The following is a 23015-nucleotide window of genomic DNA, read 5'->3' as shown; positions in this document are numbered from 1 at the left end:
ATGAGAATCATAGCCGTACACCTCTTGAATAATTATAGCGGAAGCCCGAAAGTATTGATGCAATTATTAAAATGTTGGACAAAAAATAGTTTTGAAACTCATCTCTATACTTGTGGGGGAGAGGGTTTTTTATCCAATATTCACAAAGTTAACAACCATTTTTACTGGTATCGTTTTGCCAAAAATCCATTAATTAGGTTGTTGTTTTTGACAACAAGTCAATTATTTTTAGCGGTTCAGTTGCTGTTTTTTTTAAAGAAAAAAGACATTCTTTACATCAATACCGTTTTACCTTTTGGAGCAGCATTAATTGGAAAAATAATAGGCTGCAAAGTACTGTATCACATTCACGAAACGGGAGTAAAACCAAAAATATTAAATCATTTCCTTTTTGCAATAGTCAAATGGTGTGCTACAGATGTGGTTTATGTTTCTCATTTTCTGGCTGAAAAGCAACCTGTGAAAGTTAAAAATAATGTCTTGTATAATGTAATAGAAGAAAATTTTAGAAATGAAGCAAAATTACATTTAGGAAAAGCCAAAGAAGCCAAAATTATTTTGATGATTAGCTCCTTAAAAATATATAAAGGCGTAAATGAGTTTGTAAAATTGGCTGAATTATGTCCTCACTACATTTTTAAATTGGTTGTAAATGCCAATCAAAAAGAGATAGACTCCTACTTTAAGACTGTTTTTTTACCTCAAAATTTAATTTTATATACCAGTCAAACCGATGTACATCCTTTTTATAAAGAAGCCAGTATTGTAGTTAATCTTACCGTTACCAAGCTCTGCAAAGAAACATTTGGATTAACTATATTAGAAGCAATGACTTATGGAATTCCAACAATCGTCCCTCCTATTGGCGGTATGACAGAGCTTGTAGAGAACAATAAAAATGGTTTTTTTATAGATAGTCAAGAATTGATTCTTATTTCTGAAAAAATAAATCAGTTATTCCAAAATCCACTTTTATACCATCAAATGAGTCAAAGTGCCGTTATAAAAAGTAGATTTTTTAGTGAGCATTATTTCGAAAAAGAATCTATTAAAATTATTTCCAATTAAATACTCTTTTTTCCAACTTATGGAAAAAAAAGAATTGCAAAAAATAAAATAGTACTAATAATCAATTACTTACAATAACAGTACGGTTTTTGGCATCAGAATAGTAAACTTGAGAAATAATGAACAAAGATAGAATCGCCATTATCGGTACAGTAGGTTTACCCGCCAAATACGGTGGATTCGAAACCCTTGCAGAACACTTAGTAGAGCATTTATCTCCAAATTATGACTTTACGGTGTATTGTTCTAAAAATAAATACACCAAGGAAGAACGTATTGCAACCTACAAAGGAGCAGTTCTAAAGTACATACCGCTTAATGCCAACGGAATTCAAAGTATTCCTTACGATACCATTTCCATTTTACTAGCATTAAGAAATAGTGATGTCTTATTAATACTGGGTGTTGCTGGTGCTTGGACACTACCTTTGGTTCGGCTTTTTACCTATAAGAAAATTATTATTTCTATTGATGGAATGGAATGGAAAAGAGACAAATGGCCTTTAATAGCAAAATTATTTTTATGGTGGTCAGAAAAAATTGCTATTAAATTTTCTCACATAGATATCTCTGATAACGAATCGATTCAAGATTACACAGCATTACGTTACAAGACCTTGAGTCGCGTTATTGAGTATGGAGCCGATCATACTTTGCAAGTAAAGCCTTGCCGAAAAGACCTTGAAAAATATCGATTCCTTAACAAAAAATATGCAGTAAAAGTTTGCCGAATAGAACCCGAAAACAATGTGCAATTAGTCCTAGAAGCTTTTAAAAAATATGCAAAAATGAATTTGGTAATTGTAGGCAATTGGAATAATAGCAAATACGGAATAGCTTTAAAAGAAAGTTATAAGGAAATCCAAAATATTTTACTTCTAGACCCTATTTACGATCAAAGAGAAATTGATTTAATACGAAGCAATGCCACTTTATACATTCACGGACATTCCGCTGGTGGAACAAATCCATCCCTTGTAGAGGCAATGTATTTAAAACTACCTGTAATCGCTTTTAATGTTTCGTACAATAAAACAACAACCGAAAATAATGCACTGTATTTTAACTCATCCGAAGACTTAATAGCTCATTTGAATTGTATTACTGAATCTAAATTACTGGAACTTCGAATAAGGATGAAATCAATAGCATCGAGAAGATATACCTGGAATGTTATTTCAAAACAGTATGATTTATTAATAAAAGAAGCGCTGTCCATTGACCATAAAAATAGTGTTTTGGGTGAAGTACAAAAATTAAATCCAACTATATTACAAGAATATCAATTGTCGCATCTTCAAAATAGTAACTTATTTTACGAAAATAAACAACTATGAAAATAATTTTAGAATATCTATCGCTAGGTTTATTGTCATTGTTAATGAGCTTATTATACACTCCTATATTAAAAAAAATAGCCATTAAAATCAATTTGGTCGACAAGCCAAATTTTAGAAAAATACATTTTACAAGTATACCTCTTGTAGGTGGAATTTCAATTGCTGTTTCTGTGGTTACGGTCATTTTTATTTCTGGAAACATTACACTTTGCAAAGAATATTTATCCATTTTTAGTGCTTCATTTACAGTACTGATCATTGGTATTATTGATGATAAAAATGATATTAGAGCAAAATATAAATTGGCTATTCAGTTAATTTTATCTTTTATAATCGCTTTGTCAGGAATACGAATCTTTTCTTTTTATGGTCTGTTTGGTGTTTACGAAATTACTGTTTGGTTGCAGTATCTGATTACAGTTTTGATTATTACGGGAGTAGTAAATGCTTTTAATCTAATAGATGGAGTTGATGGTTTACTAGGTAGTTTATCATTATTAGGATTTATTATGTTTTTAGTAGCATCAGTATATTACAAAGATTATTATTTGGGGCTACTTAGTGTCATTTTTATTGGAGCTATTATCGGGTTTCTAAAATTTAATTTGTCAAAGGATAAAATTTTCATGGGTGATTCTGGTTCTCTCTTTCTAGGTTTTATGTTAGTAACGCTAGGAATTCAGCTTTTAAGTAAGCAAGAAACTCATAAAGAGTATAATTACGCATACGTTTTCATGATATTAGTCGCCTTTTTTTCTATTCCCGTTTTAGATTCTTTACGGGTGTATATGGGGCGAATAAAGCGAGGAAAATCACCTTTTATAGCCGATAAATCTCACTTGCATCATTTGCTAATAGGTGCAGGGTTAACACATAAAAGAATTGCATTGGCGGTAATTATCTTTTGCTTAATTTTCTTTTCCTTAGGATTTGGCTTAATCTCTTCCTACTCTACAACATTAATTATTTTCTCTATTATGATCGTTTTTTGGATTATAATTAGACTTCTATTATCCATAAATAATTTGCAAAAATGGATTCAAATTATAAAAAAAATAGAACAAGAATAAAATAGTGTATATAATCTTTTAATAATAACAATAAAAAACAAACTTATGGAATATTCAAATTTACTGCAGAAAAAAATGGCATTAGCTAATGGATTGTTTAATGTGCCTGCTCAAACCTTTTATGAAAGTAAACTTAATAAACTGACTGGAGCCTATACTGTAGCATGGAATGACAAAGGTGAGGAACACTCGCACAAAGCTTCGTTACGCATTACGGATTTTGAAGGATATAGCATCAATCCATCCTCTTTTAAATATTTATTACCCGCAATAAACACTTATATACAAGCCAAGAAAAACTATATAATAGAGAAGCCCCTTCCATTTATTGTATATGAGGCTATTAACTTCATGAGTACTATTTTAGAACCAAGGAAAAAGGTACTTGAGTTTGGTTCAGGTAACTCAACACTCTGGTTTTTAGAAAAAAAATGTGACATCACTAGTATTGAACATGATAAATTGTGGTATAATACCGTTAATGATTATGCACAATCTGCATCATTTGACAAAGATGTGATAAGTCAATTTTGCTTTTTGAATAAGCAAAAAGAAACTACTTGGCAATTCCTTGATGAAACCGAAAATGAAAGTTTTGATTTGATTCTTGTTGACGGGTCAAATGATTTCAACAACCGAAACGAATGCATAGAAAAATCTATTTCAAAACTTAAAAAAGGAGGATGGATAGTCTTAGACAATTCAGATCATCCTAATAATTGGCCGGGCGGTCTGTTTATGGATTCTTTATATAAAAGAGTACGATTTACAGGTTTCACTCCTATGGGGTTGTATATTTCCCAAACTAGCTTTTGGCAAAAAACAGATTAAAAATTTGGTACAAATTTTACAATTATAAATGCTGATCCTTTTATGTGCTGTTAATTATTTATTGAAGTAAATAAATAACGGCACATTTTTAATAAGTTACGAATCTGTTGAAAATTTATACATTGCGTTTTATGAGATTATTTTCGATTTACGAGAGTAGGTTTAAAAAGAGTAATTTCCCGATTTTGTTTGAAATTAGAGAAAATAATAAGTTAAGGAGGAGGTATTGAAAATATAGGATTTAATACCAAACGCAAATGTAAAATAGTCTCTACTCTCTCCAAAGGAGATGGAGTAAAAACATGGTTATTTGTGTTTTTGTTTTCTAAGGACTCTAGAAAGTCCGCAGATTGATTGGCATATTGAAAGTCTGATAGTTTATGGCACTTATTTATTTGCCGCAAATTTCACACTCGAGCGATAGGGAACTAACGAAGTAAATTATCACTGATTAATTTATGGGATTTGTGGTTATAAAAGTGGCAGAAGCTAAAGCAAAATAAACTAATCACATAGTTTTAAACGATATCTGAGACCAATAAAAAAGGCTTGCATTAATTAAAATGCTAACCCTTTTCCATCTACTATCTTTGCTTTCTATTCTATTGAAATAATAATAAACTCACTGCGTCTATTTGCCTGATGTTCGCTCTCTATACACTTTACACCATCAGAACACTTATTAACCAACTGGGCTTCACCATACCCTTTTCCGGATAATCTATAATCTTCGATGCCATTTTTAATCAACCATTCTATGGTAGATTTTGCCCGTTTATCAGACAATTTTAAGTTATATTGTTCTGTTTGTCGGCTATCAGTATGAGATCGAACATCAATTTTCATTTTGGGGAATTGTTGCATGACAACTACTATTTTAGCCAACTCAAAAGTAGCGTCTTTTCTAATAATAGATTTGTCTAAATCAAAGTAAATAATAGGGATATCTAATGTTTTTGCTAAATCAGTTCCTACACCAATTTCTTTAATACGTTTACTTAATTGAAAAGGCAAATCTGTTTTGCCAGTAGTGCTTTTTATAGTTATTTTTTCTTCTTTGGTTTCATAATCATCTTTAGTCGCTCTTATGTAATATGTTTTACCACAAACCACCTCGATACTATAATTGCCTTTGTCATCGGTAATCATCTCTTTTACGAGTGTAAAATGATCATCAAACATACTTATTTTTGCATTGACTAAAGGTTGTCCTGTTTCTTGATTAATAAGAATTCCAGCCAATAATTGTTCGCAAATTAGCTTCCTTGTTTCTGTAAAACTATAAATATCATCATATCCTAAACCCCCAGATCTATTGGAAGTAAAGAAACCTTTGCCGTCTTTGGTATTTATCAAAAAAGCAAAATCATCCTGTGGTCCATTGATTGGTTCACCAACATTTTGTATAACTCCATAAGTATTATCATTTCCTATATTAGTAACGAAAATATCTAAACCTCCTAAACCTGGACGGCCATCACTTGCAAAATACAATTCATTATTTCCAGATACGAATGGAAAGGTTTCTCTGCCTTCCGTATTGATTTCTGTTCCCAGATTCTTTGGTTCTCCATAAGTTCCGTCTTGCTTTATTGCTACTTTAAACAAATCAGATTGTCCAAATGTTCCCGGCATATCCGAGACAAAGTAAAGTGTGCTTTCATCTGTACTCAAAGCGGGATGTGCTACACTGTATTCTTCACCATTAAAAGGCAATTCGACAATATTTGTCCAATTACCGTTTTTTAAACTGGATTTATATATTTTCAACAATGTAACTTTTTGAGCATCTTTTCCTTTTTTTCCATCTAAATAATTATTTCTTGTAAAATACATAGTTTGACCATCCTTAGTAAAAATAGGAGTTGATTCATGAAATTTGGAATTAATAATTTTACTAAATCGTTTTGGATTACCTAAATTTCCATCAGTATTTATCTCGGAACTATACAAATTTGTAAACGATTGATTCGTCCATTTAAATATTTTTTGAGCTGTTCGTCCAGTATCTCTTGCTGAAGCAAAGACCAAATTATTGTTAAAAAATGAGCTTCCATAATCCGAATATTCAGAATTAATTCCAGCATTGGCTATTGTATAGCGCCCCGAATTGGCTTTAATTTCTTCAAGATAATTTTTTTGGGTTACATATAATTTAGCTCTCAAATCGTTTACTGACCTTTTATTGAAAGTATCCAGCATCTTATTAGCTTTGTCATAATTGCGAATAGATTTTAACGCTTGCGAATATCGGTAATAATATTCTGGCTCTTGTTCGCCATTCATATCAAATAATTCCGTATACCATTTTTCCGCTTTATTTAGATCTGCATTAAAGTAATAGGCGTTTCCAAGTTTTTGAAACATTTTTTCGTCTTTGTATCCTTTTAGAGCTACACTCTCATAGGTGGCAATTGCGTCTATGTAGGAATAATTGTTGTATTTTTTATCAGCACCCTCAATTCTTGCTTTTTGTCCGTATCCAGATACTGCTACTAGCAACAATATGACATTGTAGACGGGAGTTTTTATTTTTCTCATAGTAAAGTGATTTAAAAGAATCTTGGTGATATAATTTTATTATAGGTATTAAACAATTCAAAACGTAAAAAAATCTCATGAGACCCTGAGTTATAATTGGCCAACTGAGTAGTTTCTAAGTCATAGCCATAACCAATAAACCAAGAATCGCTAACTTGAAATCCTGCCATTGCACTAACAGCAGCACTCCATCTGTAAGCAAGTCCTAATACAAATTTGTCATCATACATCATGTTGGCGGATAAATCGACTTGTAAAGGAGCCCCGTTAACATATTTTACTAATAAAGAAGGTTTTAATTTAAAATTGTAGCTAATATCAAAAACATGACCTGCGATTAAATAAATATTTACATTTTCTTTTGCAATATAACTGCTTGCACCTGAGCCTGTATAACGATCAAAATGTTTTGTTTCTAATAAATGAGGAGCTGAGATCCCTAAGTAAGTTTTATCTGAATGTAGGTAGACACCAAAACCTATATTTGGAAAAAATTTATTATCTATATTTTGTTCAAATACAGGATCACCTCCATTATACTGGCTGAGTTTGGTAAAATCTACATTAAGTAAATTTGCTATTGCTTTAAGTCCAAACGACAATTCATATTGCTTGGACGCTCGAATACTATAAGAGAAATCTACCGCTATATTATTTTCGCTGGAAGGCCCAATTTCATCATTCACCACAGATACCCCAAGTCCAATATTACTGTTATTAATAGGAGTGTTAATTGATGCAGTATTTGTTATTGGCGCTCCATCTAACCCAACCCACTGTGTTCGGTGCAATGCAAAAATACTCATAACGTTTCTAGACCCGGCATACCCTGGATTAATATTGATTGTATTGTACATGTATTGAGTGAACTGTGCGTCTTGTTGGCCATAAATCACTACTGAAAAAAGTAATAGTACCAACCTGATTAATTTATTTCTCATCTTTTTTATTTTTTAACAATTCCTATAACTTTGGAGTTAAATGAATTAGAATTAACTAATCTATTTTATGTTTATATACAAGTAACCCGCTTTTTTTACCGTATCTGTGCTTCCTGTTTTGTATTTTAAAACATAATAATATGTCCCCACAGGTAGCTTTTCTGCTTGCGTAATAGTTACACGTCCTTCGGATATTCCTATAAATGTACGATCAGTATTGTTGTATCCGTTACGTTCGAATACCAAGACGCCCCAACGGTTATAAATTTCTACAGTATTCTCTGGGTAACATTCTAATCCTCGAATGTAAAAGACATCGTTATATCCATCTCCATTTGGTGAAACGGCATTGAATACTTCTACAACACACCCTGAGAGTGCTAATACCGTAGCATTATCACTTCCGTTGTTCAAATCATCAGACAAATCTTTCACATTAGTTCCATTAAGACTTGTTCCTTCTACTGAAGCTTGGTTTGTAATACTTCCTAACGTAATATCAGATTGTTTAAGTTTATAGCTAGCTGTAAAAGTGTTCTCATCAACTTGTCCCACACCCAAAGATATTGGCTCACCTTTAATAATAATTCCTGGTAAAAGGTCTTCTATTTTGACATTGCTTAAAGGTACATTACCCGTATTGGTTATGACAAAACGATACGCCACTGTTTCTCCAACTTGTGCAAAACCGTCATTATTATCATCCTCAAAAACAACTGTTTTTATTATCGCAATACTTGGTTTTTGAGTCAATTGCAAGACGGTTGTTCGATCTCCTCCTACTATTGAATTACCATTATCTGAAACAACTGATAAAGAACCACCATTTGTATCAACTCCAGAAGCAGTAGCAGAATTTACTACTTTACCTAAATCTATATCTGCCTGAGTAATTAAATAATTTACTTTGATAATAATAACGCTTCCAATTGCTAATGAATTTGTAACTGCAATTGGTGTAACAGATAACAATGCATCATTAATAACAATATTATTTATAGCAATATTTCCTGTGTTAGTTATTGTAAATGTATAAGTAATTGTCTCTCCAGCTAATACTGACCCAGCCAATGTAGCCGTTTTAATTAATGTCATTGCTGGTATTTGAACCAAAACAGTTACAGTAGCTGTATCACAATTCGAACTATTTGCTTTCTCACATATTTGATAGGTTAAAGTATATGTTCCTGCTGGAGTATTGGGTAAAACATCTATTGTTCCGTCTGGATTTAATAATAAATTTGGGCTGGATGTTAGTACTGTTACAATAACATCTGATGCTTTAATATTAACGGTATTTAAGGTGTCGTTACCAAAAATATTGATTACTCCCAAAGCTCCTCCCTGACTATTAACCGGTGTAGTAGCAGAGTCATTCACAGCGTCAATACTAAAAGTAGGTGCAGAATTACAAATAGCTGTTGCAGAAGGATAATTGATTATTACACTTTGTGCTATCTCTAATGAAAATTCCATTGTTACAGCTGGTTTTGTTAATTCAAATCCGTCACTACCTTGTATCCATTTGCCGTTTGACAATATCCATCCTGGCCAATCAATTGTTTTTCCATTACTATCTCGTAAAGTTCCAGGCCATAACAATTGACCTGTTAGTGGTAAATTGGTTAGTGTTGCTACAACATTATTGGCGCTATCAATCCACTTCACTATAAGTAAATTAGTCGTAGTAAAATTATCAGGAGTAACGGTGTAAGATACGTAAGGTGTGTTATTTAAACACAAACTACTGGTTGTAATAGTCATTGTTGGAGCAACAACCGATACTGTAACTACTCCCGTGCTACAATTTGAGGGATTTAAAATTTCACATATTTGGTATTTTAATGTATAAGTTCCTGCTGGAGTGTTGGGAGCTAAAACTACAGTTCCATCAGTATTTAATGTCATAAATCCAGAAGAGTCAGCTACAGTTAGTGACAACACTATTTGAGTAGAATTTACTGCAATACCATTAAGTTTATCATTAGTTAATACATTTATAACCGTAACTATTTGATTAATGCCTACTACGGAAACTACTGAATCATTAATAGCACTAATTGGGGCTTGTCCTACATTCACTGTTATTGTTATGGTACTGCAATTGGCTGGGTTCAACACTTCGCAAATGCTATAATCAAAAGTGTATGTTCCTGCTGGAGTTCCTGCATTTACTGCTACTTCGCCCGTGCTAGTGTTGAAGGTTATTCCTGTAGGAAGTACGCTTGCTAGCGTTACTAGTACTTGGCTTGGGATTACCGCTACGCCATTTAGTGTGTCATTCGATAAAACATTGGCTATTGCTGTTCCGCCTGTGTATCCGTTTATGGTTGTGGCGTTGGTATCGGCTACGGCTAGTATTGGTGCTTGGGCAACATTTACTGTTATTTTTATGGTACTGCAATTGGCTGGGTTTAACACTTCACAAATGCTATAATCAAAAGTGTATGTTCCTGCTGGAGTTCCTGCATTTACTGCTACTTCGCCCGTGCTGGTGTTGAAGGTTATTCCTGTAGGAAGTACGCTTGCTAGCGTTACTAGTACTTGGCTTGGGATTACCGCTACGCCATTTAGTGTATCATTCGCTAAAATATTGGCTATTGCTGTTCCGCCTATGTATCCGTTTACGGCTGTAGCATTAGTATCGGCTACGGCTAGTATTGGTGCTTGGGCAACATTTACTGTTATTGTTATGGTACTGCAATTGGCTGGGTTTAACACTTCGCAAATGCTATAATCAAAAGTGTATGTTCCTGCTGGAGTTCCTGCATTTACTGCTACTTCTCCTGTGCTGGTGTTGAAGGTTATTCCTGTAGGAAGTACGCTTGCTAGCGTTACTAGTACTTGGTTTGGGATTACCGCTACGCCATTTAGTGTGTCATTCGCTAAAACATTGGCTATTGCTGTTCCGCCTATGTATCCGTTTACGGCTGTAGCATTAGTATCGGCTACGGCTAGTATTGGTGCTTGGGCAACATTTACTGTTATTGTTATGGTACTGCAATTGGCTGGGTTTAACACTTCGCAAATGCTATAATCAAAAGTGTATGTTCCTGCTGGAGTTCCTGCATTTACTGCTACTTCGCCCGTGCTGGTGTTGAAGGTTATTCCTGTAGGAAGTACGCTTGCTAGCGTTACTAGTACTTGGCTTGGGATTACCGCTACGCCATTTAGTGTATCATTCGCTAAAATATTGGCTATTGCTGTTCCGCCTATGTATCCGTTTACGGCTGTAGCATTAGTATCGGCTACGGCTAGTATTGGTGCTTGGGCAACATTTACTGTTATTGTTATGGTACTGCAATTGGCTGGGTTTAACACTTCGCAAATGCTATAATCAAAAGTGTATGTTCCTGCTGGAGTTCCTGCATTTACTGCTACTTCTCCTGTGCTGGTGTTGAAGGTTATTCCTGTAGGAAGTACGCTTGCTAGCGTTACTAGTACTTGGTTTGGGATTACCGCTACGCCATTTAGTGTGTCATTCGCTAAAACATTGGCTATTGCTGTTCCGCCTATGTATCCGTTTACGGCTGTAGCATTAGTATCGGCTACGGCTAGTATTGGTGCTTGGGCAACATTTACTGTTATTGTTATGGTACTGCAATTGGCTGGGTTTAACACTTCGCAAATGCTATAATCAAAAGTGTATGTTCCTGCTGGAGTTCCTGCATTTACTGCTACTTCTCCTGTGCTGGTGTTGAAGGTTATTCCTGTAGGAAGTACGCTTGCTAGCGTTACTAGTACTTGGCTTGGGATTACCGCTACGCCATTTAGTGTATCATTCGCTAAAACATTGGCTATTGCTGTTCCGCCTGTGTATCCGTTTACGGCTGTGGCGTTGGTGTCGGCTACGGCTAGTATTGGGGCTTGTCCTACATTTACTGTTATTGTTATGGTACTGCAATTGGCTGGGTTTAACACTTCGCAAATGCTATAATCAAAAGTGTATGTTCCTGCTGGAGTTCCTGCATTTACTGCTACTTCTCCTGTGCTGGTGTTGAAGGTTATTCCTGTAGGAAGTACGCTTGCTAGCGTTACTAGTACTTGGTTTGGGATTACCGCTACGCCATTTAGTGTGTCATTCGCTAAAACATTGGCTATTGCTGTTCCGCCTATGTATCCGTTTACGGCTGTAGCATTAGTATCGGCTACGGCTAGTATTGGTGCTTGGGCAACATTTACTGTTATTGTTATGGTACTGCAATTGGCTGGGTTTAACACTTCGCAAATGCTATAATCAAAAGTGTATGTTCCTGCTGGAGTTCCTGCATTTACTGCTACTTCTCCTGTGCTGGTGTTGAAGGTTATTCCTGTAGGAAGTACGCTTGCTAGCGTTACTAGTACTTGGCTTGGGATTACCGCTACGCCATTTAGTGTATCATTCGCTAAAACATTGGCTATTGCTGTTCCGCCTGTGTATCCGTTTACGGCTGTGGCGTTGGTGTCGGCTACGGCTAGTATTGGGGCTTGTCCTACATTTACTGTTATTGTTATGGTACTGCAATTGGCTGGGTTTAACACTTCGCAAATGCTATAATCAAAAGTGTATGTTCCTGCTGGAGTTCCTGCATTTACTGCTACTTCTCCTGTGCTAGTGTTGAAGGTTATTCCTGTAGGAAGTACGCTTGCTAGCGTTACTAGTACTTGGCTTGGGATTACCGCTACGCCATTTAGTGTATCATTCGATAAAACATTGGCTATTGCTGTTCCGCCTGTGTATCCGTTTGTGGTTGTGGCGTTGGTATCGGCTACGGCTAGTATTGGTGCTTGGGCAACATTTACCGTTACTGTTGTGGTACTGCAATTGGCTGGGTTTAATACTTCGCAAATGCTATAATCAAAAGTGTATGTTCCTGCTGGAGTTCCTGCATTTACTGCTACTTCTCCTGTGCTAGTGTTGAACGATATTCCTGATGGTAAAGCTGTGGCTAATGTTACTAGTACTTCGCTTGGGAGTACTGCTACGCCATTTAGTTTGTCATTTGCTAAAACATTGGCTATTGCTGTTCCGCCTGTGTATCCGTTTATGGCTGTGGCGTTGGTGTCGGCTACGGCACATATAATATTATTTAGAGTTGTATTAGCTGTTGTTCCTGAAGTACAACCAATAGAGTTGGTTACAGTGAAATTATAAGTGCCTGGTGCTAATGCCGTTATTAAATAAGAACTTCCTGAACTGCTATAAGTTGCGGTATAAGTTCCGTTTTGGTTTATAGTCCAGTTTCCAGATGGTAATCCGCTTAAAACTGTACTTCCAAGAGTGTACACACAAGTTCCCTGTGTAGGTACACCAAGAGCCGGAATAGATGGAGTAGCTGGCTGAGGATCAACTGTTACACCAGTCCCTGAAGAAATACAGCCATCTATACTCTTCGCAGTTACTGTATAAGTCCCTGTTGGAACTAAATTAAAAATACCTGTTGTATTAGTGTACGTCAATCCATCTATACTGTAAGTCATTCCTGCACTTACAGGAGCTGTTATCGTTATAGTTCCTGTCGATACCGTACAAGATGGTTGTACTGTTGTTGTAGTTGGGGTTGCTGGCGTCGGATTTACAGTAATGGTTACTGTAAAAGTCGTTCCCAAACATCCAGTAGGAGCGGCTGGTGTAACGGTGTAAGTAGCAGTTTGTGATACTCCTGTTGGGTTAACAAAAACATCGGTAATATCTGCTGTGCTTCCTGTACTACGTGCGGTTCCGCCTGTTATTCCGCCAGTAACTACTGGGATGGAGTAAGTGAAAGTGGTGCCTGAAACTACTGGATTAGTTGTCAATACCTGATTTACTGTTTGTCCACTGCAAATTGTTTTGAGTGCAACTACTCCCGATGGAGTAGGATTTACCGTAATTACTACTGCAACCGGATTTCCAGCACAACCATTAATCAATGCAGTTACCATATAAGTAGCTGTTTGAACTACTCCAGTTGTGTTAGTTAAAAGATCAGTAATTGCCACGTTACTTGGAACTAATCTAGAAGTACCTCCTGTAATATTTCCAGGAGCTCCTGATATGGTTGGTGCTGGATAACTGTAAACGACACCAGTAGTTGTAGATGACAAACTTCTATTAGTGGTTTGTCCGCTACAAATAGTTTGAGCCAAACCTGAAGTTACAATAGGATTCGGATTCACAGTAATTACTACCGTTGTTACATCACCTATACAACCACCTAAAGAACCTGATGCAATTGGAGTTACAGAATATGTTGCGGTTTGCGGTTGCGTTGTTGGGTTATTATAATTATCTGTTATTGTACCTGTACCAAATCCATTATCGGTATAGGTCATCCCTCCAGACAAAACAGGAGGAGTCCAAGTAAAACTTGCGCTACTTGAAGAAGGTGTCGTTGTTAATGTTAAATTTGCTGTTGAATTACCACCAGTATTGGCACATAAATTTTGAACCTGACTGGCTGTCAAAACAGGAACAGGACTTACGGTAACAACCACTGTAAAAGTAGAACCCACACAACCTGATGGAGCTGTAGGTGTTATGGTGTAAGTAGCGGTTTGAATTGAAGATGTAGGATTTACAAGAATATCAGTAATATCTGCTGTACTTCCTGTATTACGTCCATTTCCTCCAGTTAAACCTCCAGTTACTACAGGTGTAGGATAAGTAAATGTTGTACCCGAAATAAAAGGACTGGTTGTTAATACTTGATTCACTGTTTGTCGGCCACTACAAATTGTTTTAGCTACAGCTACTCCCATTGGTGTTGGATTAACGGTGATATTTACAACAAAACTGCTCCCCGAACATGATCCAGAATTTGGAGTTACTGTATATGAGACTATTATACTAGCATTTGTTGTATTATTTAAAGTATCGGTAATATTCGTTGCATTTGTCCCCGAAGTAGTCCCAGTAATTCCGGCTACAACTGGCGCAGACCAACTGTATGTTGTACCAGAAGGGATAGTATTCCCTCCTCCATTAGTTGGTGTTACCACAAAATTATTTCCTGAACAAATTGTTGCAGCTTGTGCTGTGGTAATACTTGGTTTTGGATTGACTGTAACAGTTACGGGAAAACTAGTCCCTGTACAGCTACCTGATGTGGGAGCTAGATAATATGTCACTATAATTGCAGCATTGGTTGTATTGGTTAATGTACCACTAATTGCTGTTGCATTCGTTCCAGCAACTGCACCTGTAATCCCTGCTACAACAGGTGCTGACCAACTGTAAGTTGTTCCTAATGGAATCGTATTTCCTGATCCATTAGTTGGTGTCACTGAAAAAGTGCTTCCAGAACAAACTGTAGCTGCTTGTGTTGTATTTATACTTGGAGAAGGATTTACAGTAACAAAGAGTGTATCATCTATTATACAAGTTCCTAATCCATTATCCAAAGCTAATTTAACCCAAGTATTGGTATTGAATGACAATGACGGAGTTAAAGTACTATTATTGAAATTTGAATAAGGACCAGAAAGTCCACTCGTGCTATAAGACCATTGGTAACCGCCCACAGCTCCTCCTACACCTACATTATCACTTATAGTCAGTGTGTAAGGTATTACAACCGCACTAGGAGAAGGAACCGTGTAGGTAGACGCAGTTGCTGGAGTACAAGAGTTATCGGTAATTGGCACAGTAATAGATCCACTGGTATAGGTTCTTACATTGCCTGCTCCATCATCAAAAATAATAGTGACATTTGTAAGATTACCAACATCCGCACCAACACAATCATAAATTCTCACTTTCCAACCACCAGCATTACCATCTTCTCCAACAAGCGGAGTCCAATTAATTAATTTATTAGTATTAGCTGGTGTTTCTCCAGATGGGCCAGTAAAATAACCATTAAATGTTCCTGTCAATGGCGCTGGCATTGTACAAAAATTAAAATAAGCATTTGGTGTTTGATTTGTAAATGTCAAATTACTTACGTTGCTTCCACTATTACATGTATTCCCTTGATTTGCCCCCAAAGTAATCGTCTTGGTACCTGCTGGGTTTACTAAATAAAAACCCAAATCCGAAACATAAGTATGAGTTGCACTAAATTTTACCGAAATTTTAGTCGTATTAGTTATTACTAATGGTCTAGGAACTGGATTGTAATAATTAAATATTTGGGTAGTACCTCCTACGTTTCCGCTCAAACTTGTCGCAATTCCTTCACAAACTGAAATATCTAATCCCGCATTAGGAATACCAGAAGGTAAATTCCATATCCAAGCGCGACCTTCTTTTACACCATTCAGATCTGTTCGAACAATTAAATATCCCCCATCTGGCAAATTTACTTGGGATGCCGTACTGCCTAAAGCATATTTAGAATATGAATTTGTTACTGAATTAAATTTATACCAATCATAAGTTGTAGCTCCTGTTCCCGCTGGACATACCAACTGTCCTGAAGTATTACCAACTATATTTGTGAATATTGGGTCATTAGAATTAGCTGAATATAAAGCATTTGAATATTGAGTTTCTATGACTCCACATGAATTTGGCGAAGTTATTCCCAACTCATTTACATCCATTTTGATCACCACAACAATTACTGATGATGTCTCACAAGGAGCAGTAGCGACTACGTCGTACCTAAATGTAGATCCACCAAGAGGCAAAGTTGGTATTGTAACTATACTACCTGTAAGTGAACCCGTACCATCAACATCTATCCATGTACCACCTGCGTCTTGAGTTCCGTCTAGCCCTGTAAATAGATCTACTGTGGTACCAGTTGTAAAAACATATAACGGACCAGTTGCATTACCTGAATTTGCAGCCTTAGTTACATTTAAAAAAGCATTTGCTGTATTCGATGTCAATCCTGTTATGTCTGTTATTATAACGGTTAAATTTCTCTGAACAGTTGTGTTAGGGTTTGCTGCCAAATCTTTATATATCAAATCACTCAATACATTTCGCATAGCATTTGTACTAGCAGATCCATTATTAGTGATTACTAAACTAGCAGTATTATTACCTGCTACAGAAATTCCTGCAAAGATACCTCCTATAGAAAGTTGTTCATTTGTCCCATCTTGAGGGTTTGCTAATGTTATTGCCATGGACATAACAAGACCATTAGGAGAAGTAAAAGTCGAAGTGGCTCCCGTGTTAGTATTATCTAGCAATTCATAACCCGACGAACACCCTTTTGTATTAATGTTTATTCCTCCAGCTCCAGTAATATTGCCCGAATCTAACGCTATACTTGGATTAACAAAAATAGTATTGACTGAAATCCCATTGTTTTTTTTATTATTAGACAACGAAACTAATTCAGCACAGGTCTTATTGTGTCTTTTTTCTTTTCCTTCTATATTCTTTCCAAAACTATGATTGACGAACAGTAAAGAACAAATGAAAAAAATGATAATTAATAATTTTGAGTATTCTTTTTTCATAATAAAAACAGTTTAAAAATGATTTGAAACAGATTACTCTGTAATTAGACTCTTAAAAATTTCTCTATTCTTTACTAGCTTATATTCATTTTGGGGACCAATTAAATTTTTTAACTCAATTTCATATTGTTCAAAAATTTCTTTTTTCTGTACTTGAGAAAGCGTATAGACCGAATACTGTTTATACTTCCTATAAAAAAAATCTAAAAGAGGTTGCTCTTGATCTTTCGTAATTACTGCAATTTTTTTTAAGGTCACTAAATCCTTCTTTGCCGCTTCTTCAAAGGCCGTTGTCATGGATTGTGAGTAAGACTCAAAACAAATCAATAATAAAACGAGTAAAAAGGTTAATTTTTTCATAAACAAATTCTTAATAATTTTGAGAGCACTGCTTCTTGTTTTGTTTTTAGAAATAAACCTTTGAGATTTAAATTCTAATTAGTTATACATTTAAAAAAATCTAGAAACATCCATTTTTTAATTCTAAAACTTAAAATATTTGCAACATTCAATCGTATTATGATCTAAAAAAGGCACTGTATGAGTATATACATAGTCCTTCTTACGAGATAACAATTGTCTATTTTTATTATTATTTGTGTTGTTTAAAAACAGATATTATGTTTGATATAAATTGATTCATATTATCACATTGCACAAAATTCAATTTACATGCCTTATTTTTAAAAATCTGATTTATAGTGATTTAATGTTTTTGTGATTTTTAAAAATTCCAAAAAATGGAAATAACAATTTTTTTTGGAAGAAAAAATATAAAATTAGTAGCCTACTTATTTCAACTATTAAAAGGACATGTGGGGTGAATTTTTCGTGAAAAGTTTAAATGTGAATTTATTCTAAAAATATACTACAAATCCTAAACTAAAAGGTTAAAATTTTTTCGCCTTATTTATTAAACAAACAACAGAGACTGATTTTCTATACGAGAAATTAGCGTGTTCTTTTGTTTTAAATTCAACTATTTTATCTACGTAATTATAATTTAAAATATTCCAAGTGAATATAAACTATAATAAAATCGAGCTTATTACGATGATCTAAGCCTTCAAATCGAACTGACTAGAGCACGAATTTCTCTAAAATTGAATGTCCTTTTTCTCTAATTAAAATCTGTAGCTAGATTTAGTTTTTTACATTATTTGTAAATCATTATCTTAACAACGAAAAATGAGAACGATATTCTTTGGCTACTCCATTTTCTAAATATGAAATCACAAACCAATAATCATCTGCTGGTAAAGGTTGCCCATGAAAGCTGCCATCCCAACTATCATCATTAGTAGCAAGTTGTTTAATTATTTTTCCATATCGATCCAAAATAAATATTCTAGGGTTATCTTGATTTTGTAATCCTGCTATATTCCATACATCATTATAACCATCTCCATTTGGTGAAAATGATTTAGGGCTACTAATTAATTTGATGGGTATGGGTATGGGAGTAGATCCACAACCATTCGCATCACTAACAGTAACTTGATGAGAACCTGAACTAACTTGAGAAAAAATATTACTCGTTTGTGGCTCGTAATTATCAATTGCATATAAAAAATTACTTTCATACCCTAAATACGGAGTTGCATTGACCGTAATGGTTTGATTTTCAGAGAACCATCCGCTTGTTGTAAAAGTTACTTTGGCTGGTTTTGAAGAGATTAATACCGTAAAAGGTACAACATCGGATGAGCATCCCACTACTGATAAATCATTAACTATTAAAGTGTACTTACCTGGCGTTTTTGTCGAAAAGTCAGCAGTAGTGCTAACCGTAGTTCCATCTTCACTTTTCCAATCAAAGGAGTACAATGGAGCTGAATAATTACTAGTAATATAGGAGTCGTTTATGACTCCTGTATCTACATCAACACATATAGGGAGAAGTGAAATTACAGGTTCGGGCTTTGTTTTTATCGTAATGACCAAAGGCTCCTCGTCAAAACATAATTTTGTTGCAGGATTACCTATTTCGGCATAAGCATAAACTGTTGTTGAGGAAGTAATCAAATCGCCTACGAATTTTTCGACGTTGGTTACTGATAGTCCTCCAGCCAATACAAAATATTTAGTGGCAGGTAAAATCAGCGGTGGCAAAGCATACGATCCACACGTAACCACTGGAAGAATTGGAGCAACTACTGGAGTGTTATAAACGGTTATAGTAAAGACATCTTCGTCTGAACAAGCAATTCTATTATTATCCTCAGCATAAACATATAAGGTCGCTGTTGCAGTTATTGGAGTATACGGGGGTATTAATTTTATTCCATTACCATTAGGCCCTCCAGCAGCTGTATAATAATCGCCTTGACCTACGATTGCAGGTAAAGTATAAGTATCACATGCAAAAGTATCAGCAATAGGATTCACTTTTGTATTTACTATCGTTACCGTAATACCATATTCAGAAATACAAGTATTGGGTGAAGGTTCTGCTGCATAAACATAAATAGTTGTTGATGTTTTTATTTCATAACCAGCTGGCAAAATTAGATTTGTAGCTGATGGACCCCCAGAAAATTGGTAGTACTCACCATCTTTTAAGTCATCGAGGAAATAGCTTTCATTGCATTTTAAAACTTGTATAGGTCTTGCATCTACAGGAGGTGATGGATATACCGTTACAAGGAAACTAGCCTCCACATAGCAAGGACCCACTAGAGCTTTATCATAAAAATATATAGTTTGTGTACTTGTTATTGGATAACCAACTGGTCTTACCAATCCTGTTCCTAGAGGTTTCGTATAATATTTTCCAGAATGTGCTACTGCAGGCAAATAATAAACATCGCATTGGGGAGGCGTGTCTGACATAATTGGTAATGGAGAAATATTTATGGTAACCGTAAAAGATAAGTTATCCGTACAACTTTGTCCTGTCACATAAAACCATAGCGTTGTTGTACTATTTATGGACGTTCCAGAGGCTACAACCGAGCCTCCACCTGCTGATGCCGTTCTATATTCTCCAACAACCAAAGGAGGTAATATATAAGTAGAACAAGAATTTACATCGGCAGGAATGGAAATACTTGAGATACCAACAAAAACCGTAAATAATTTTTCTGAAGTACAATTAAGTGGTGATGAACCACTCTCTTTATATACAAAAATTGGTGTTGTACTATTAATTATTGTGCCAGGTGGCAATATAGGGAGACCTTTATTAGTTCCTGTATAATAAATCCCTCCGTTAGGATCAACTGGCAAAGGATAAGGATTACACCCAAACTGGTTGGGATAAGGCGGTAATGGTGTAAATGCTAATATGGTAACTACAAATGAAACTTCTTGGGTACACGAAGGGGTAACCGATGTGTCTTCAAACCAAACATATACTTGATTAGGACCAACAGTATTGATAATAGCACCCGCAGCGAGTTTTATATTTCCACTCGTTGTTGCTCCTCCGCTTTGGGTATAGTAATTACCATAAGGTAAAACAGGAAGTTTGTATTGGGTACAATAAGTGGCTGTAGGTGGGACTATTAAGGGCAAATTGGCAATTGTTATCTTAAATAGATTTTGATTTATACAAGAACCCGATTTATTATAGGTGTATAAACTCTTTGTTGTATTTACCACATCTCCAGCAAAGAATTGTGTTCCCGTTCCATTTATTCCAGTCCAGTATTGAGTTCCCGCATTGATTAGAGCTGGCAATGTATACGAGGTGCAAACCGCTACATCAGGCACGATATCCACTTTTGGTAATGGTGTTACAATAAGTTGAAAACTAGTCGTTACAAAACAACCCGTATTGGATATATTCTGCAATCGTACCCAAACAGTTCTTGATGCAGTTCTAATTATTCCTGTTGGTGAGGTTGCCAAAATATTAATATTAGAATTAGCTGATGGCAATGTGGTATGAAAAGAAATCACGTTGTAGACTGATGACTGTGTACCTAAAATCATAGCAATTTGGGCAGTTAAATTGAAATCTGCTCTCAAATCTGCTAGTGTTCTGGCACAAAGTGTCGTTGCGGTTGGAACGGAAGCAATATAAGGATTTGGAACTATTTGCAACTGGAAAGAGCGTATTTCATAACAGGGAGAATTAGCACTACTTACTCTAACATAGATTGTCTTTCCGTTTTCTGAATTTAAAATCGTATGAGGATTGGATAAAGCGCCCGTATTAGCAACAGCAGCACTATTCGTCAAATGATAAGTAACTATTGTACTAACTGGCAAATCGTCCAGAATTCCGGCAGGAGTTGTAGCAGGATTTAGTCCTGACATAATAACTGCTGTGTTTTTTGTAAAATCAAAATCATACGTTGGAACACCAATATCGCAAGTATAAATAGTAGGAATAATAGATTTAAAACTTATTTTTGGATAAATTTCGACTAAAATATCATCTGTAATAGCCACGCAGCCGGGCTCTGTATAAGTCACACTATAAGTTTGACTTCCAGTTGTAAGTAAAGGCGAAATAGTATTCAGATCTAAAGTTACACCCGTTTGTGCAGGAGAAAAAGCAACTCCCGCTTTTTTCCAAACAAAAGTAGTCCCAGAACTTAAACCTGCAGCTGATAATATAGGCAAAGAACTTCCTGCACAAATTCCAGTATTATTAGCAGCACTATAATCAATGCCTAATACATTTTGTCCAATATTAAAACTGTTAGCATTAAAAAAAATAGCCGAATCATATCCTATATTATTGCCTCCATCAGCAATAACTAATTTAATATGATAGGTATGCGTAACATCTAAACCTACCGCCGCTGCAATCATTTTTACAGTTTGTCCATTAAAATTTATCGCAGGTCCAAATCCTACTCCATTAAACCTACCAAAAAAACTAGCGTTAGCCGACGCACAATTTGTATTGTATAAATTATCCCTAATTGTTTCTACAGATATGGGTGTATTAGGCAATGCCGGAGCAGGAACTACTGCCAGATTTTTATTTGCACCGCCAGTGGTAAGATCTTTTAGAAGAAAAGCGAAAGCATCCGAGAAATTACATTGTGAAGTTCCATACTCCTCGGAAGCAAAAATAAATTCGAAATCAAAATTGGGAGTTTTAGGTTTAAAATCAAACTCAATATAACTTGCATTAATTGAGTTAATGGTAATCCCGGATTGTGAAAGCAAATTAGCTTCCAAATCAGCATCTCCTGTCCACGAAGCATTTCCATCACTCAAAATAGTGGTGTTAGGGCTAGGTACTTTTGTTACATCCCCCGTGGTTAATACAACTCCTTTTTCAAAAGGAAAATTTGGATTTGCGTTCTCAAAATAACCTATACCATTTGTTGAGCCAAAAGCAGTTCCTGTTTTTGAAGTAACATTTGTACCCGAAACACAAGGAGAATTAATTAAAACAGAATTAACCAATTGGTCAACAGTATAAATACTAGTATTTACAGTAATCGATTGTGAAAAACTTTTTATACTAAATAAGATGAAAACTGTGAGTATGATTTTTTTCATATATATCCTATTTTATTTTTTGAAGAAAGTAATTACTAATTTCATCTAATTGATTGCACAAATCTATTGGTCTTTTAGACTATTATTATAGTATACAAACACCTTAGAATCAAAGAACATACCTTTTTAATAAATATCTAAAAATCAATACTTTAAAACATATAAGCCAGTCATCATTTCCATTTTTTGGAAATAATGACTGGTTTATGGAGAAAAATATACTCTAAAATTATACAGTTTAGGGAATCATTAAATAGGGTATGTTCGTTTTTTTTCTATGTTACTCAATCTATATATTTTGAAGAATAATTTATAGGAAATGTATAAACGTAGCGATATAAATCAGTTAATATTGGAGTATGAGAATGCTAATGAAAGAT

General features: G+C 35.0%; 9 protein-coding genes. 4 read left to right on the top strand and 5 right to left on the bottom strand.

The annotated features are described in order from the left end of the window. The 4 genes from G7A72_RS14915 to G7A72_RS14900 all read left to right on the top strand — a co-directional run bounded on the left by G7A72_RS14915 (position 1) and on the right by G7A72_RS14900 (position 4309). Positions 1-1068, top strand: coding sequence for a glycosyltransferase family 4 protein (locus G7A72_RS14915; RefSeq protein WP_165153065.1), 1068 nt, complete (start codon positions 1-3; stop codon positions 1066-1068). Positions 1069-1187: 119 nt separating this feature from the next. Further along, positions 1188-2405 carry a DUF1972 domain-containing protein gene (locus G7A72_RS14910; RefSeq protein WP_165153063.1) on the top strand — a complete coding sequence of 406 codons (1218 nt, stop codon included), beginning with the start codon at positions 1188-1190 and terminating at the stop codon, positions 2403-2405. After that, the gene (locus G7A72_RS14905) at positions 2402-3478 is read left to right on the top strand and encodes a glycosyltransferase family 4 protein (protein ID WP_165153061.1); all 1077 of its coding nucleotides are present in this window, start codon (positions 2402-2404) and stop codon (positions 3476-3478) included. The genes G7A72_RS14910 and G7A72_RS14905 overlap by 4 nt, the downstream gene beginning before the upstream one ends. A gap of 45 nt (positions 3479-3523) precedes the next feature. Further along, entirely contained in the window at positions 3524-4309 is a 786-nt protein-coding gene (locus G7A72_RS14900; protein WP_165153059.1) for a class I SAM-dependent methyltransferase, read from the top strand. 597 nt (positions 4310-4906) lie between these two features. Here the strand turns inward: G7A72_RS14900 and G7A72_RS14895 are convergent. The 5 genes from G7A72_RS14895 to G7A72_RS14875 all read right to left on the bottom strand — a co-directional run bounded on the left by G7A72_RS14895 (position 4907) and on the right by G7A72_RS14875 (position 22635). Beyond that, positions 4907-6850 carry an OmpA family protein gene (locus tag G7A72_RS14895; RefSeq protein WP_165153057.1) on the bottom strand — a complete coding sequence of 648 codons (1944 nt, stop codon included), beginning with the start codon at positions 6848-6850 and terminating at the stop codon, positions 4907-4909. A gap of 11 nt (positions 6851-6861) precedes the next feature. Then, positions 6862-7791, bottom strand: a complete 930-nt coding sequence (locus G7A72_RS14890) for a type IX secretion system membrane protein PorP/SprF (protein WP_165153055.1) — start codon at positions 7789-7791, stop codon at positions 6862-6864. A 60-nt stretch (positions 7792-7851) separates the two neighbouring features. Further along, a complete protein-coding gene (locus G7A72_RS14885; RefSeq protein WP_165153053.1) occupies positions 7852-17169 on the bottom strand; it encodes a PKD-like domain-containing protein in 9318 nt (3105 codons plus the stop codon). A 33-nt stretch (positions 17170-17202) separates the two neighbouring features. After that, the gene (locus tag G7A72_RS14880) at positions 17203-17529 is read right to left on the bottom strand and encodes a hypothetical protein (RefSeq protein WP_165153051.1); all 327 of its coding nucleotides are present in this window, start codon (positions 17527-17529) and stop codon (positions 17203-17205) included. Between the two features lie 810 nt (positions 17530-18339). Then, positions 18340-22635: a T9SS type B sorting domain-containing protein gene (locus G7A72_RS14875; protein WP_165153049.1), complete on the bottom strand. Its 4296-nt coding sequence runs from the start codon at positions 22633-22635 to the stop codon at positions 18340-18342. Positions 22636-23015 lie beyond the last annotated feature (380 nt).

The sequence above is a fragment of the Flavobacterium sp. Sr18 genome, from assembly GCF_011064265.1.
In the GTDB taxonomy this organism is placed as follows: domain Bacteria; phylum Bacteroidota; class Bacteroidia; order Flavobacteriales; family Flavobacteriaceae; genus Flavobacterium; species Flavobacterium petrolei.
This window is presented reverse-complemented; position numbering and strand designations above follow the sequence as displayed.

What these genes read in the sequence shown, in the direction of transcription:
- G7A72_RS14915 (WP_165153065.1), top strand. Translation starts at nt 1, where the DNA reads ATGAGAATCATAGCCGTACACCTCTTGAATAATTATAGCGGAAGCCCG.
- G7A72_RS14910 (WP_165153063.1), top strand. Translation starts at nt 1,188, where the DNA reads ATGAACAAAGATAGAATCGCCATTATCGGTACAGTAGGTTTACCCGCC.
- G7A72_RS14905 (WP_165153061.1), top strand. Translation starts at nt 2,402, where the DNA reads ATGAAAATAATTTTAGAATATCTATCGCTAGGTTTATTGTCATTGTTA.
- G7A72_RS14900 (WP_165153059.1), top strand. Translation starts at nt 3,524, where the DNA reads ATGGAATATTCAAATTTACTGCAGAAAAAAATGGCATTAGCTAATGGA.
- G7A72_RS14895 (WP_165153057.1), bottom strand. Translation starts at nt 6,850, where the DNA reads ATGAGAAAAATAAAAACTCCCGTCTACAATGTCATATTGTTGCTAGTA.
- G7A72_RS14890 (WP_165153055.1), bottom strand. Translation starts at nt 7,791, where the DNA reads ATGAGAAATAAATTAATCAGGTTGGTACTATTACTTTTTTCAGTAGTG.
- G7A72_RS14885 (WP_165153053.1), bottom strand. Translation starts at nt 17,169, where the DNA reads ATGAAAAAAGAATACTCAAAATTATTAATTATCATTTTTTTCATTTGT.
- G7A72_RS14880 (WP_165153051.1), bottom strand. Translation starts at nt 17,529, where the DNA reads ATGAAAAAATTAACCTTTTTACTCGTTTTATTATTGATTTGTTTTGAG.
- G7A72_RS14875 (WP_165153049.1), bottom strand. Translation starts at nt 22,635, where the DNA reads ATGAAAAAAATCATACTCACAGTTTTCATCTTATTTAGTATAAAAAGT.